This is a genomic window from Crocinitomicaceae bacterium, assembly GCA_016708105.1.
GTDB lineage: Bacteria > Bacteroidota > Bacteroidia > Flavobacteriales_D > Crocinitomicaceae > JADJGJ01.
Genome location: JADJGJ010000001.1, coordinates 1,923,682 through 1,937,725, shown reverse-complemented (window position 1 = coordinate 1,937,725; position 14,044 = coordinate 1,923,682). Strand labels below are relative to the sequence as shown.

Below are 14,044 nucleotides of genomic sequence, written 5' to 3'. Positions count from 1 at the left end.
ATAGTTCATGAATTGAATAATTGTAATCTCGGTTCCAAAAATTGCTTTATTTCTCAATTCCAAAATTGCAAAAAATTGTAAATATGGAATTTAATAATACTATATATCAGTAAATCAATGATATAAAAAATGTGATTTTGATGATTGGGTTTTGAAAAACTCATGCCTGATAAAATTCAAAAATCAATTTGAAAGTATTCATCTCTATTTTAACATCCACCAAAATAGTCCCAATTTAATTTTCTTATCTCTTTACCACTTTTATTAATTACTCTACATATACCTCGTTTAAATACTACCGCAGTATCGCCTCTGAATGCATCTGCATCTTCGTAAAACCCCGGAATTGAAATTTGCCCATTGATGTCAATATAATAATATTGATCGTTATTTTCAGATTGAGTGACGTGACAAAGTCCTTGAGAAAAAAATCCGGTAGCAGTATAAATGGCAGGAATCACAAGAACTCCTGATGTATCAATGAATCCAATTTTTCCGTCTACCGTAACAGATGCTCGGTTTTCACAAAACAATCTGCCTCTTTCATATTGCGCTTTTATAACCTCATCTCCTTGCTTATTAATATATCCATAAAGCTGAGATTTATTATCATAATAACTCGCCCTTCCGTCTGAAAATTCTCCTAATTCTGAATAATATTTTGAGTGACTAATTGGTGTTTTTGATTGATGTAACCAAATGAAGTATCATTGATTTGAATTTTATACATGCACTCTGAAACTCCAGAAAATTCATACACTCCCGCAAGTTCATCATACCACAATGCGTGTTTGTATTTTTGGAATATATAGATCAGTTCACCGGTTGTATCAATGATGCCATGAACATCACCTTGCACTACCGGGGCAAAACCGTTACAAAATGGTCCAGCCAAATCAAAAATTGGTTCAGTTATCAGCTTACCAAGGTGATTCTTATAGCCGTATTTAAAAGTTGAATTAATGGATGCACCATATGGGTAAATTGAATCTGTATAAGCCAATGTCTCTGTTTTTGCACTATTAGTTTGTATAGAATCTTGACCTGTACTATCAACTATAGTGACCTGATCCGTAATTGTAGCACGATGGTCTGAAGATTCAGTACAGCAAGGCAATACTGTTATTAACAGTGTAATTAGTATAAAGTGTGTCGCATACATACATAACAGTTTAATTACTCATTACATCAGGTTCAATTTAAAGCAAACATGGTGTGAACTTACAAATAAAATCATCTATCATCTGGTGGATGTCATAAATTCGATATTTGCTTTATCAATTGATACCTACCGAATATTATTTGATTTTCACATGAAATAATCATTTCTGCACGCTAACTTTGCAAGGCATGCAATTTTTGAAGTTATTACTTTTTCCATTTGCTTTTTTGTATTGGGCAATTACAGGATTGAGAAACCTGTTTTATAAATACGGCATTTTTAAATCATCTAAATTCAATTTGCCAATTATTTCGGTTGGAAATTTAAGTTTAGGCGGCACCGGTAAAACACCGCATACAGAATATCTTATTCGTTTATTAAAAGACAAATATCAACTTGCAACCCTTAGTCGTGGTTTTGGCAGAAAAGAATATCAATTCAGAATTGCAGATGACAAAGCAACGGTAAACAACTTGGGTGATGAGCCTTTGCAATATCACATGAAATTCGGATCATCTATTACTGTCGCTGTTGAAGCCAATCGTGTACATGGAGTAATGGACATTTGTCGTGAAAAACCAAGCACAAATCTGATTCTATTGGATGATGCCTTTCAACATCGTGCAATTCAGCCCGGATTATCGATTCTATTGACAACTCTTGAGAAACCATTTTATCAAGACTGGATTGTGCCGGTTGGTAATTTGAGAGAAAGTCGTTCAGGCTTTAAAAGGGCAGATATCATTGTATTTACAAAATGTAAATCGCTTGATCTGTCCAATAAAGAGAACATCATTTCAAAATTGAAACCCTGTTCACACCAACATGTTTTTTTCTCAACGGTTACATATGGTTCCATGAGTTCTCTGACAGACGATTCAATGTTGTTTGGATTATCAGGATATCAATTGATCGTAGTTACCGGAATTGCGGATGGTGCGCCTTTGGTTGAACATCTGCGCGAAAACAATGAAATTCTGTATCATTGCAGATATCGTGATCATCATTCGTTTAACACACGTGACATCAACGAAATTCACGATTTATTTGATAAATTTGCCGGGCCACAAACTTTGATTGTGACCACTGAAAAGGATGCAATGAGGCTGAAAACACCAATACTTACAGAAACGCTGAGTGATTACCCATGGTATTACCAGAATATTGAAGTTGAGTTGGACAAACCTGAAGAATTTAAAAAGTTAATACTTGATTATGCTGAAAAAAATAGTTGAAACAGTTGAATATATTCATGAAATGGCGCCTTTTGCGCCAGAAGTAGGTATTGTTTTGGGAACAGGATTAGGTGGTCTTGTCAAAGAAATTGATGTGAAATATTCTATTGACTACAAAAATATTCCAAACTTTCCGGTTTCTACAGTTGAAAGTCATTCAGGTAAATTAATTTTTGGTTTGCTGGGCAACAAAAAAGTGATTGCCATGCAAGGTCGTTTTCATTATTACGAAGGTTACTCACTTCAGGATGTGACTTTTCCAATCAGAGTTATGAAAATGCTGGGAATAAAACGCCTCTTCTTGAGTAATGCATCAGGTGGGGTGAATCCTGATTATAAAATTGGTGAAATCATGATTCTAAATGATCACATCAATTTATTCCCCGGAAACCCGTTAATTGGAAAAAATCTTGATGAACTTGGTCCGCGTTTCCCAGATATGAGTGATGCCTATGATCGTGAAATGATTGATATGGCAAAGAAAATTGCGTATGAAAACAAAATTGAAGTTTCTGAAGGTGTGTACCTTGGTTTGACAGGGCCAACGCTTGAAACACCGGCTGAATACAACTACGTGCGAGTGCTTGGGGCAGATGCAGTAGGCATGTCAACTGTTCCTGAAGTCATTGTTGCAAGACACATGGATATTCCGGTTTTTGCAGTCTCTATTGTTACTGATTTAGGGGTTAAAGGAAAAATTAAAAAAGTAAGCGTACAAGATGTAATTGAAGTTGCAAGCACCCAAGAGCCCAAAATGACCTTGATTATGAAAGAATTAATTTCAAGAATCTAATGGCACTATCTGAAGAAATAAAAAATAAATACCGACCAGTAATTGGTCTTGAAATTCACGCGCAGCTGCTCACCAAATCAAAAGCGTATTCCAATGATAGAAATGAATACGGTGCGCAACCCAATACCAATGTAAGTGCAATCACGCTTGGGCATCCGGGCACCTTGCCACGCATGAATAAAAAAACAATTGATTTTGCCATCAGAATGGGAATTGCATGTGAATGTTCAATTACCGAATGGCAACATTTTGCACGTAAAAATTATTTTTATCCTGATCTTCCTAAAGGATACCAAATCACCCAAGATACTACCCCAATTTGCACCGGCGGTTATGTATTAATAAAAGATGAATCAGGTAACGAAAAAAAAATTGGTCTTACCCGCATACATATGGAAGAAGATGCAGGCAAAAGTTTGCATGACATAGATCCATTCAATACCCTGATAGATTTGAACCGTGCGGGTACACCACTAATTGAGATAGTTTCTGATCCGGATATTACATCATCTGCTGAAGCCTATAATTATGTCACTGAAGTAAGAAAACTGGTTAGATACCTGGATATTTGTGATGGAAATATGGAAGAAGGAAGTTTGCGGTGCGATGCCAATATTTCTGTGATGTTGAAAGATGCAACTTCATATGGCGTAAAGGTTGAGGTTAAAAATATGAACTCTATTAGAAATGTTCAGCGCGCAATTGATTACGAAATTGAAAGACAAATTACCGCTATAGAAAATGGTGAAATAATTGTTCAGGAAACGAGAAATTTTAATGCAGCAACAGGCACTACAGCATCTATGCGTGCTAAAGAAGCTGCAAATGACTACCGGTATTTTCCTGAACCTGATTTACAACCTGTGAGGGTCACTAAAGACCATATTCAACGCATTCATTCTGAAATGCCGGCTTTGCCAAATGAACTTTATAAAAAATATACAACTGAATTTGGTCTCTCAGATTATGATGCCAGAGTACTAACTGATCAAAAAGAAATTGCACTGTTTTTTGAAGAAATTATTCGACATACATCCAACTATAAAATGGCAGCCAATTGGGTAATGGGTGAGGTTAAATCATACTTAAATGCCAATGCACTTCACATTAGCGAAATTAAAATACTACCCTCGCACATTGCTGAATTAATTTCATTGATTGAATCAGGTAAACTGTCTCATACTCTTGCTTCGCAGAAAGTATTCCCTGAAATGACAGCAACTGGTGAAACTCCAGCCTCAATAGCTGAAAAAAATAATTGGATTCAAAATTCAGATGAAGGAGCAATAAGAGTGTTAATTGCTGAAGTAATCAATGAAAATCCTGTAGAGATTGAACGATACAAAAATGGTGAAACCAAATTGATGGGCTTTTTAATGGGGCAGCTAATGAAAAAAAGCAAGGGCACAGCAGATCCTAAATCAGCAGGCAGATTGTTGAATGAGATGTTGTCTTGAAAAATAAAAACAAAAAATAATTACATACACTGATGAAGAACTTATCCAAGCAATTAATTATTCTGGTCACTTCAATTTTTATGTTTTCAGCTTGTGGAAACAATAAAAGTAATGAGTCAGAAGAAGCTGCATTTCATACCATTTCAGGAACAGTAAAAGGAGGTGAAGGTCAAAAAGTGCGGCTGATGGTTTTTGAAGGAGGAAAAGAAAAATTCATTGACTCATGTAATATTCAAGATGGAACTTTTGAACTGAAAACAAAGACGAAAGAACTGCGTGAATACATTCTTTTTATTGGTGAAGATGTTCCGGTTTTACTTTTTTTAGATGAATCTGATCATGACGTAAAAGTTGAGGGAAGTTTACCCGGTATTGGTGAAAATTATTCTGTTTCTGGTTCAAAATACTCATCTGATTTGAGAGATTACATGCTATTTCTCTTGCAGTTTTATGATATTGAAATGGATTTAATCGGACAAATCAATGCTATGACACCGGGTGACACAGCAAGAATTAACCCCGTAATGGCAAGGCTAGACAGCATGAGTACTATACAAAGAGAATATGCCATTGAGTATATTGAAAAAGACTCAGCATCGCCTGTAAGTTGGTTGCTTTTGCGTGAACTGATACCAACAAGCGGACTGGCAAATTTTGATTCTACAGACATTAAATATTTTCATCAGGTAGCCAATGGTATGCGTGCAAAATACCCTTACTCTGAATATCCTGCATATATTGATACAGACATTCAAACTATCACTGCACAATATAACCAATCAGCCATTTCAACAACAGACGGAATGAGTGGTGCTGCACCTGAAATAGTATTGAATGATTACAACGGAAAGCCCATTGCCTTATCTTCATTGCGTGGAAAAGTAGTTTTACTTGATTTCTGGGCATCATGGTGTATGCCTTGTCGTGGTGAAAATCCTAATGTGGTGCGTATGTATGAAAAGTATAAAGACAAAGGATTTACAGTATATAGTGTATCCTTGGATGAGAGTAAAGATGCCTGGATGAAGGCAATTGAGGCTGACAACCTTTCATGGCCTAATCACGTCTCTGATCTTAAAGGATGGACTTCTGAAGTGGTGGCAACATACGGTGTTACTGCAATTCCTACTACTTACCTACTAGATCGTGATGGCAACATTATCGCTAATAATTTGAGAGGAGCGCAACTGGAACAAAAATTGCAAGAACTGTTTGATTAAACTTGATATCATGAGATTTTTACTTGGCACATTATTCTTTTTATTCCTGGTTTCAGGTTACACTCAAGCTCCATTTCCTGCTTTGGGTGATGTTCATATTGAAGGGCAAATTGTCAACGGAAAAAATCAGCGCATTATGCTGGCTAATCAAAATTTAGGAGGTGTTTCAAATCCATTAATTACCGTACTGACCGACTCTGTTGGAAAGTTTTCAATGGATACCCCAATACCATTTCAAGATTATTATTTTCTACGATTTGATAACGGCCAAACCTATAACATCATTTTATTTGGGGCAGACAGTATTAAAATTTATACGGATACTCGCAATGTGCTAAATTTCACTAGCGTTATCAATTCACAGCATACAGTCGTTTTAAATGAATTTTTGAAGCAGTACTATGAGTTTAAAAATTTTGAAGACTCGCTGAGATCGGTTATCATGGTGTATCCGGCAAAACAGAAAGAAGTTGATTCGTTATACAAACCAAAAGCTGAGAGATTCTACGGATATCGGAATGCATTCATAAATACTTATACAAAATCTCCGGCACTTATTGTTGCCCTTAGTGCAATTGATCAAAACAAAGAATGGGATTTGTACAAAGGGGTAGTGGAGTTGCTGTATAACGCTTTTCCAAATTCACCCACTGTGCAAAATACCGTAATCCAGGTAAATAAAATTCAAGAGGAAAGAAGTGCCAAACTTTTTCTTGAACCCGGAAATTTTGCCAAAGACATTGCCTTGCCCGGTGTAAATGGAGATACCATGCGTCTTTCTGATTTGAAAGGAAAAGTAGTTCTGATTGATTTCTGGGCATCTTGGTGTGGGCCTTGTCGCAGAGAAAATCCAAATGTAGTTGCAATGTATAAAAAATATAATGTTGACGGATTTGAGGTTTTCAGCGTTTCACTTGATAAACCTGCTGATGCTGAAAAATGGAAAGCAGCTATTCAAACGGATGGATTAATTTGGCCAAACCATGTTTCTGATCTCAAAGGATGGCAATGTTCTGCTGCAATTGATTACAAAGTGCAAAGTATTCCTTTCACCGTATTGATTGACCGTGAGGGAAAAATAATTGCAACCAATGTGCGTGGGGCAGAACTTCAGAACCAGTTGTCTCGTATATTCGGACATTAAGAAATATTATCTGTAATTTTTTGCAGTGTATTTCTGTAATTTTTTATCCATGTCGTCCAAAAAAATTTATTTCGCATCTGATTTTCATTTAGGGGCACCTCCCGGAGAACCTAGCGCAATACGTGAAAAAAGAATTGTTGCATGGCTGGACGAAATAAAGCATGATGCCCAAGAAATTTTCTTGCTTGGTGATGTATTTGATTTTTGGTTTGAATACCGTCATGCAGTGCCAAAAGGATTTGTGCGTTTGCAAGGTAAAATAGCTGAACTAACTGATAGCGGTATTCAGGTTCATTGGTTTATTGGAAACCATGACATGTGGATTTTTGATTACATACCGGCAGAGCTGGGGGTAACAATACATCGAAAAGAAGTTGTACGTGAATTTTCGGGTAAAAAATTTTTCATCGGTCATGGTGATGGTTTAGGACCCGGAGACCATGGATACAAATTTATTAAGAAAGTGTTCCGCAATAAAATTTGTCAATGGTTTTTTGCGCGGTTTCACCCCAATTTTGGAATTGGTTTGGCTAATTTTTTTTCCAGACGAAGTCGAAGATATACCGGTGAGGCTGATGCTGTTTTTTATGGTGAAGAAAAAGAAATGCTTATCCAGTTCTGCAAAAAAATGTCAGAAACTGAAAAGTTTGACTACTTCGTTTTTGGCCATAGACATTTGCCTATTGAATTTCAAATCAATGAATCATCAGTCTATATTAATACCGGAGATTGGATCAAATACAACAGCTATGCGGTTTTTGATGGACAAAACCTAACCTTATTGAAATACCTTTCCGCTAATTTTTCTGAAAAAATTAAATCTACTTGAAACCTTTTAAATCATCTTGCGTTAAAGCAGATGTAAACGGATCAATTATACGATTACAGGTTAAGGGTTAGAGGTCGTCTGAGGAGGCGGCCTCTATTTTTTTTTTGTTGTCAACCAAAGAATCTGTCTTGAAAGAATCATGATATTAACTGGGTTTTTCAACCAATCGCCGCATCCAATCAACCAAATGAGGGTGCTATGTCATTCTTCTCTTTACCTTTGATCCCAAACAATTTATATTATGGCAAAAGGAAAAGTTAAATTTTTTCATGAATCCAAAGGGTACGGGTTTGTTATTGATGATGAAACAAAAAAAGAATATTTTGTACACATATCCGGTTTAATTGATGAAGTGCACGATGGAGAAAATGTAACTTTTGATTTACAAGATGGCAAAAAAGGCTTGAACGCAGTAAATGTGAAACTTGCCTAATACCTGCCTCGCTAACTCATTGATAACTGATTTAATTTCGTTCGTATGATTGAGCGCAGATGTACTAAATGCAATACGTGGAACGGTGAAGAACCGTTTTGTAAAAACTGTGGCAACGCCTTGTCTGCTGCCGAAATAAATAAAATTGAAGATGCTAAACGAGAAGAGTGGCAAGCTTCTCAGCAAAAATCTAAATTGGATATTTTGTACGACAAGGCTCGTTACGCCAAATCACCTTTCGTAAGAGTGCTTTTTTGGTTCATTTTTTCTATTGCGTTTGTGGTATTTGCCATTTCATCTTTCGTTGCTTGGATGGTCGCATGGACACCCGCCTGATTAAAATATGGCTGCATCCCGGTTTTTTAGGTTGCGTTGCTACCTACCTGGTGGTTTTTATATGGAGAAAATCTCACCTTACAATTCCTGATTTTATAAATGGATATTTGACTGATTTAGTATGCATGCCCTTTGTTTTATTGATATGTCTTGGCTGCGTGCACATCATTAAAAGGAATACAAATCTTACCATTCCGTGGTGGGTAATTTTATTGGTTTTTGCTGAATACGCCTTGTTGTTTGAATGGATATTACCGGCAAGAAACAGCATTTACACCGCTGACATTTGGGATGTAGGAATGTATGCAATTGGTAGCTTGATTTTCTTTTTATATCAACCTATTTTGATCAAACAAATTAATTCAGTGGGTGAAAAAGTGTGCAATAAAAAAATCAATAATTGATGGTTACACCAACCGTATCAAGCGGCGGCATGTAAACTGAATCAGTGATGTAAACTACACCTCCGGGATTTTTATAAGCATATTTCGCATATACTCCGCCGGTAGTAAGAATTTGAAATGTGGTATCAACCTCACCAATAAAATAATGATAATCGTTGGTTGAGCAGCCATCGCATCCTTCTCTAAAGTTATAGTATATCATAGTGAATTCATCTGTGGGTAATCCACCAAAATTTTTCAAGTGAAAACTTAACCAAGATTTTGGTTCAAGAGCATAATTTACCACTTCGGTTTCATCTGTTGAAACATCACTTGATGAAATGATTTCAGACAGCTCAAAATAACCATCTTCAACAATTTCAATTTTGAATTCAAAAACTTTTTCACGATCAAAACTCACTTCCCACGTGCCATCAGATGCTGTTGTTGTGCTTGCGGCTGAATTAAAATATGCACTAGCTACGCTGCCGTTGTAGGTTCTTTGCAATACCTCCACAGCGACGTTTGATAAGGCATTTCCGTTAGCTGATTCAGTGACCGTGCCTGAGAAAGTATACTGTATAGGATCTTTTTTACAACTAGTTGCTGAAAGAATTAGCAAACTGAAGAGAAGAGTGAATAATCGGTTTCGCTTGCGCATAAAGCAGAGTATATAGATTACAAAGATACTGAACTCAGCTAATATTGTCAATGTGATAGTATATGTGGTTCATACCAAACAAATAATGATCTGTTTCCTTCATGTGTATTGAATTGAATTAGTTTGGCATAGGTGTTGTTCAAATTCTTTTGTTAAAACAATCGGAAAAAATGTCCGTTTGATTTTGTAATATTTTGTAACTTGGTAAAAATACAGAAGTAATATGACCAGATTCAGTTTAACCTTATTGTTTACCGTGTTTTCGTTTATCGGATTTTCTCAAACAGATACCAGCGGAATGATTTATGATATGCCTGAAATCATGCCTGAATTTATTGGAGGTGCTGACGCTCTGGATGATTTCATCAAAAAAAATATTAAATACCCGGCTGAAGCTAAGGAACAAGGAATTCAAGGAAAAGTATACGTGCAATTTGTTGTAGAAAAAGATGGGACAGTTACCAATGTTACCGTGCGCAGAGGTGCGCATACCTTGTTGGATAATGAAGCCGTGAGGGTAGTTAAACTTATGCCGGCTTGGAAACCCGGCACCATGCGTGGCAAAAAAGTAAGGGTGAGATATACCTTGCCAATTACCTTTAGTCTTTCCTAGTGATTTAATCCAATAAATCTGGTCTTCTTTCTTTTGTCCTTTGCAGACTTTGTTCTGCCCTCCATTGTTCTATTTTTTCAGTGTGACCTGATAAAAGAATGTCAGGCACTTTGTGTCCTTCATACTCTTCAGGTCTAGTATAAACAGGCGAGGCAAGCAAGTTGTCCTGAAAAGAATCAGTTAGTGCAGAGGTTTCATCATTTAATACACCGGGCAATAATCTGATAATGGCATCTGTTAAAACTGCTGCGCCTAATTCACCACCTGACAACACATACGATCCAATAGAAATTTCTTTGGTGATAAACAAGTCTCTCACGCGTTGATCAACTCCTTTATAATGTCCACACAAAATAATGAGATTGGTTTTCAACGAAAGCTTATTACACACAGTCTGGTTTAATAATTCTCCATCGGGCGTCATGTAAATAACTTCATCATAATTTCTTTCAGCTTGTAGTTTTCTGATGCAGTCAGCAATGGGTTGTATGGTCATTACCATGCCGGCTCCTCCACCATATTGATAATCATCTACGCTTTTTTGTTTGTGAGTAGAGTAGTCTCGGATGTTGTGAATGTGTATTTCAGCAACGCCTTTTTCTTGTGCGCGTTTAAGAATTGAAGCCTGAAACGGACCATCAAGTAATTGAGGTAGTATGGTGAGAATATCAATACGCATATCAGTGATTAATAGAATCAGTGGATGATAAAGTTACTATATCTGCCTTGAATGAATGGGGATATTAATGAGCTACTGAAATAAAATACACCACCAACCAAAGTAATACTGAGAATAAGAAAGAGCTAATCGCTATTTTTTTTAGTTCCGGATCAAATTCAGCAGGCTTTTGTACCCGTGAAACTTTGAGTAAATGCGCCATGTGCAAGATCAGTGGCAAAAATAAAATCAGAAAATAGTAAGATTTAAAAAAGATCAGCGCATGAACCGGAAATGCAAACCAAGCTAAAATAAAAAGCAGCATGTGATATCTTTTCGCTGACTTGGCTCCAAGACGAACAGCAAGGGTGTTTTTACCCACCTCTTTATCGTTTTCAATATCACGCATATTATTCAGGTTTAACACGGCGGCACTGAAACACCCAATTGAAATAGCAAGCGCAACAGGCCATAAATTGATTTCACCGGTTTGCAAGTAATATGATCCGCAAACGCCGACAAGTCCAAAAAAAATAAAAACAAAAACATCTCCCAGACCTGAATATCCATAAGCTCCTTTACCCATGGTGTATTTAATTGCCGCCGCAATAGCCAAAATACCAATAAAAGTGAAAATCAAATAGGTGAGGTTAAAGTTTTCAAATGCCAAAAACAATAAGGCAAGACCTGAGACAAGTGACAAAAAAACAAAAATTACAATGGCGTACTTCATTTCTTTGGCAGAGATAGCGCCACTTTGAATAGCGCGTTGTGGCCCAATGCGGTTTTCATTATCAGCGCCTTTAGTTGCATCTCCGTAATCATTTGCAAGATTCGACAAAATTTGGAGAAACAGCGTGGTGAGTAAAGTTAGCCAAAGAACAATTGACTTAAAATGATCAAACCAAAACAAATATGCCAACGCATTGCCGGCAAGAATAGTGCTGAATGAAAGAGGTAGTGTGCGTAGGCGAAATGCCTGAATCCATTTTTTCATTGAATGCAAATATCTGAATTCAATTTTCTTTAAAGCAGTTTCTATACTAAGAATTTCATATTTCCCGTGATATGGTTAGTTCACATCGTATCCTTTGTTCGCACCTGTATTAATAGAAAGCATGAATTACTTAAGTTAAAACTTTTGATTGCATTTGTTAACTGACAGGATAGCAGTAGGTTAAATGTTTTGTTTTAACTCAAAGTTTGAACTGTTTTTAGGATTGACGGTTCATTTTCACTAAAAAATGCGCTAAAGCCTTTGCAATTCCAAATTTATAGGTACCTTTGCGCCCTAATTTAAATTCTTAAAACATGAATAGATACGAGACTGTTTTCATTTTAACTCCCGTTTTGTCTGAAGAGCAGGCAAAGGAAGCAGTGAAAGTGTTTGAGGATTTTATTGCTAAAAATGGTGGTAAAATTACTCATCGCGAATTTTGGGGCCTGAAAAAAATGGCTTATCAAATCCAAAAAAAATCAACCGGCTTTTATAATCTGGTTGAATTTGAAAATGACGGTACTTTGGTTGCAAAGCTTGAAACCGAGTATAAACGTGATGAGCGCATCATCCGTTTTTTAACTGTTAAAATGGAGAAAGATCATGTTGCGTTTGCTGAGAAAACACGCAACAAAGCAAAAGCAACTGCATAATCTCAAACACTAAAGACATTAACACTATGGAAAGTAATGATATCAGATATTTAACCCCGATTAACATCGAAGTTAAAAAAGAGAAATACTGCCGTTTTAAAAAGAGCGGAATTAAATATATAGATTATAAAAACCCTGACTTTTTGTTGAAGTTCATCAACGAACAAGGAAAAATTCTTCCTCGTCGTATCACAGGTACATCAGCAAAATATCAAAAACGTGTCAACCAGGCAGTGAAACGCGCAAGACATCTTGCTATTCTGCCTTATGTTGCGGATTTGATGAAATAATCAGATCTCATTGTTGAACGAAAAAAAATGTCAGAATTATGGAATTGATCTTAAAGAAAAACGTAGATAAACTCGGCTTCAAAGATGAAGTTGTGAAAGTAAGACCGGGATATGGAAGAAACTTCCTCATTCCGCAAGGATATGCTGTGCTTGCTACTGAGTCAGCAAAAAAGGCACATGCTGAAGTAATGAAACAGCGCTCACACAAGGATGCGAAAATTAAAGAAGAAGCTTCAGGTCTTGCTGCTAAACTTGCTGAAATGACCGTGAAAGTTGCCGCTAAAGCAGGTGACAGTGGAAAAATATTTGGTTCGGTTACAACTGTACAATTGTCAGAGGCTTTAAAAGCTGCCGGAGTTGACGTTGAGCGCAAATCATTGAAAATTGTTAATGAACCTATTCGTGAAGTTGGTACGTTTGAAGCTGTGGCTATCTTGCATAAAGATGTAAAACAGAATTTCAAATTTGAGGTGGTTGCCGATTAATCAAATTGAAAATAATAGAAAAAAGCTGTCTCAAAAGGGCAGCTTTTTTTGTTTAAAAATCAAAATAGTAGAAATCAAGATCTGGCGAACTTCAACAAGTCATCCATTTTCCCTTTATCTGCTTTGCGCAGGGCATCTAAGAATGCAGCTCTGTTTTTTGCAGGATCAGCAATAGATTCACCCCAGGTAAAAATTTCACTATTGAGCAAATGTTCCAGAATTACGTTGGACATTATTTTTGCATGGCGAGCATTGCCATCAGAAAAGGGTTGAATTTGTATCAGCCGGTGAGCATAGCGCAAGGCAATTTCATCCATGGTATAACTTTCATCTTCAATCCAGAATTTGGTATTACTCATGAGCTGTTTCAATTCTGAACTGATTTTGATTTTATCTACCCCTAAATTTTTATTGATAGATCTGAATTTACCTGCCCATGCCCATACGTCACTGAACATACGTTTGTGTATTTCTTTCAAAAATGTTTCAGTAAAAATGCGTTCTGATTTGAAGTAATTTTTTTCAACCCAGGCAATGGTTTTGGCAATGGCAGGCGCCTCTGCTTCATTGATTTCAGCATAGGACAATAACTCAGGCCTTTTCAAACCTGCCAGTTCTTCAGTATGCAATATGCTTTGTCCTTCAATATATTTTAGTGCTGAATCCATGAAATAAAATCATAAAGATCAACCTAA

19 protein-coding genes are annotated in these 14,044 nt (G+C 36.5%); 13 read left to right on the top strand and 6 right to left on the bottom strand.

What is annotated here, in order from left to right; genetic code table 11:
• Positions 1-209: 209 nt before the first annotated feature.
• Together IPH66_08485 and IPH66_08480 are read right to left on the bottom strand one after the other, a co-directional pair.
• Positions 210-533, bottom strand: coding sequence for a WG repeat-containing protein (locus IPH66_08485; GenBank protein ID MBK7129382.1), 324 nt, complete (start codon positions 531-533; stop codon positions 210-212).
• 110 nt (positions 534-643) lie between these two features.
• Positions 644-1,162 carry a WG repeat-containing protein gene (locus IPH66_08480; GenBank protein ID MBK7129381.1) on the bottom strand — a complete coding sequence of 173 codons (519 nt, stop codon included), beginning with the start codon at positions 1,160-1,162 and terminating at the stop codon, positions 644-646.
• Between the two features lie 188 nt (positions 1,163-1,350).
• On the opposite strand from IPH66_08480, the gene lpxK reads away from it, so the two are divergent.
• The 9 genes from lpxK (at position 1,351) to IPH66_08435 (ending at position 9,013) form a co-directional block, all read left to right on the top strand.
• Positions 1,351-2,397 (top strand): tetraacyldisaccharide 4'-kinase, encoded by a 1,047-nt coding sequence (gene lpxK, locus IPH66_08475; protein ID MBK7129380.1) that lies wholly within the window; start codon positions 1,351-1,353, stop codon positions 2,395-2,397.
• The gene (locus IPH66_08470; protein MBK7129379.1) at positions 2,378-3,190 is read left to right on the top strand and encodes a purine-nucleoside phosphorylase; all 813 of its coding nucleotides are present in this window, start codon (positions 2,378-2,380) and stop codon (positions 3,188-3,190) included. Before lpxK ends, IPH66_08470 begins: the two co-directional genes overlap by 20 nt.
• Positions 3,190-4,647, top strand: coding sequence for an Asp-tRNA(Asn)/Glu-tRNA(Gln) amidotransferase subunit GatB (gatB, locus tag IPH66_08465; GenBank protein MBK7129378.1), 1,458 nt, complete (start codon positions 3,190-3,192; stop codon positions 4,645-4,647). Before IPH66_08470 ends, gatB begins: the two co-directional genes overlap by 1 nt.
• A gap of 32 nt (positions 4,648-4,679) precedes the next feature.
• Positions 4,680-5,867 carry an AhpC/TSA family protein gene (locus IPH66_08460; protein MBK7129377.1) on the top strand — a complete coding sequence of 396 codons (1,188 nt, stop codon included), beginning with the start codon at positions 4,680-4,682 and terminating at the stop codon, positions 5,865-5,867.
• Between the two features lie 136 nt (positions 5,868-6,003).
• Positions 6,004-7,011 (top strand): TlpA family protein disulfide reductase, encoded by a 1,008-nt coding sequence (locus tag IPH66_08455; protein ID MBK7129376.1) that lies wholly within the window; start codon positions 6,004-6,006, stop codon positions 7,009-7,011.
• A gap of 49 nt (positions 7,012-7,060) precedes the next feature.
• Positions 7,061-7,840, top strand: coding sequence for a UDP-2,3-diacylglucosamine diphosphatase (locus IPH66_08450; GenBank protein ID MBK7129375.1), 780 nt, complete (start codon positions 7,061-7,063; stop codon positions 7,838-7,840).
• A gap of 241 nt (positions 7,841-8,081) precedes the next feature.
• Positions 8,082-8,273, top strand: coding sequence for a cold shock domain-containing protein (locus tag IPH66_08445; protein ID MBK7129374.1), 192 nt, complete (start codon positions 8,082-8,084; stop codon positions 8,271-8,273).
• Positions 8,274-8,318: 45 nt separating this feature from the next.
• On the top strand, positions 8,319-8,609 hold the full coding sequence (locus IPH66_08440) for a hypothetical protein (GenBank protein MBK7129373.1): 291 nt from the start codon (positions 8,319-8,321) through the stop codon (positions 8,607-8,609).
• A complete protein-coding gene (locus tag IPH66_08435) occupies positions 8,594-9,013 on the top strand; it encodes a hypothetical protein (GenBank protein ID MBK7129372.1) in 420 nt (139 codons plus the stop codon). Before IPH66_08440 ends, IPH66_08435 begins: the two co-directional genes overlap by 16 nt.
• Here the strand turns inward: IPH66_08435 and IPH66_08430 are convergent.
• Entirely contained in the window at positions 9,003-9,653 is a 651-nt protein-coding gene (locus IPH66_08430) for a hypothetical protein (protein ID MBK7129371.1), read from the bottom strand. The two genes, IPH66_08435 and IPH66_08430, sit on opposite strands and share 11 nt — an antisense overlap.
• 223 nt (positions 9,654-9,876) lie before the next feature.
• Here IPH66_08430 and IPH66_08425 point away from each other — a divergent pair, with 223 nt between their 5' ends.
• Positions 9,877-10,266: an energy transducer TonB gene (locus IPH66_08425; protein MBK7129370.1), complete on the top strand. Its 390-nt coding sequence runs from the start codon at positions 9,877-9,879 to the stop codon at positions 10,264-10,266.
• A gap of 4 nt (positions 10,267-10,270) precedes the next feature.
• Here the strand turns inward: IPH66_08425 and trmD are convergent, their stop codons facing one another.
• Positions 10,271-10,945, bottom strand: coding sequence for a tRNA (guanosine(37)-N1)-methyltransferase TrmD (gene trmD, locus IPH66_08420; GenBank protein ID MBK7129369.1), 675 nt, complete (start codon positions 10,943-10,945; stop codon positions 10,271-10,273).
• Positions 10,946-11,009: 64 nt separating this feature from the next.
• Positions 11,010-11,930, bottom strand: coding sequence for a 1,4-dihydroxy-2-naphthoate polyprenyltransferase (locus IPH66_08415; GenBank protein ID MBK7129368.1), 921 nt, complete (start codon positions 11,928-11,930; stop codon positions 11,010-11,012).
• 305 nt (positions 11,931-12,235) lie between these two features.
• Here IPH66_08415 and IPH66_08410 point away from each other — a divergent pair, with 305 nt between their 5' ends.
• Genes IPH66_08410 through IPH66_08400 form a run of 3 tightly spaced genes read left to right on the top strand, consistent with a single transcriptional unit; the run spans position 12,236 to position 13,349 of the window.
• Positions 12,236-12,574: a 30S ribosomal protein S6 gene (locus IPH66_08410; GenBank protein ID MBK7129367.1), complete on the top strand. Its 339-nt coding sequence runs from the start codon at positions 12,236-12,238 to the stop codon at positions 12,572-12,574.
• A 26-nt stretch (positions 12,575-12,600) separates the two neighbouring features.
• Positions 12,601-12,864, top strand: coding sequence for a 30S ribosomal protein S18 (locus tag IPH66_08405; protein ID MBK7129366.1), 264 nt, complete (start codon positions 12,601-12,603; stop codon positions 12,862-12,864).
• A 38-nt stretch (positions 12,865-12,902) separates the two neighbouring features.
• Positions 12,903-13,349, top strand: a complete 447-nt coding sequence (locus tag IPH66_08400; protein MBK7129365.1) for a 50S ribosomal protein L9 — start codon at positions 12,903-12,905, stop codon at positions 13,347-13,349.
• Positions 13,350-13,423: 74 nt separating this feature from the next.
• Here the strand turns inward: IPH66_08400 and IPH66_08395 are convergent, their stop codons facing one another.
• Positions 13,424-14,017, bottom strand: coding sequence for a mobile mystery protein B (locus tag IPH66_08395; protein ID MBK7129364.1), 594 nt, complete (start codon positions 14,015-14,017; stop codon positions 13,424-13,426).
• Positions 14,018-14,044 lie beyond the last annotated feature (27 nt).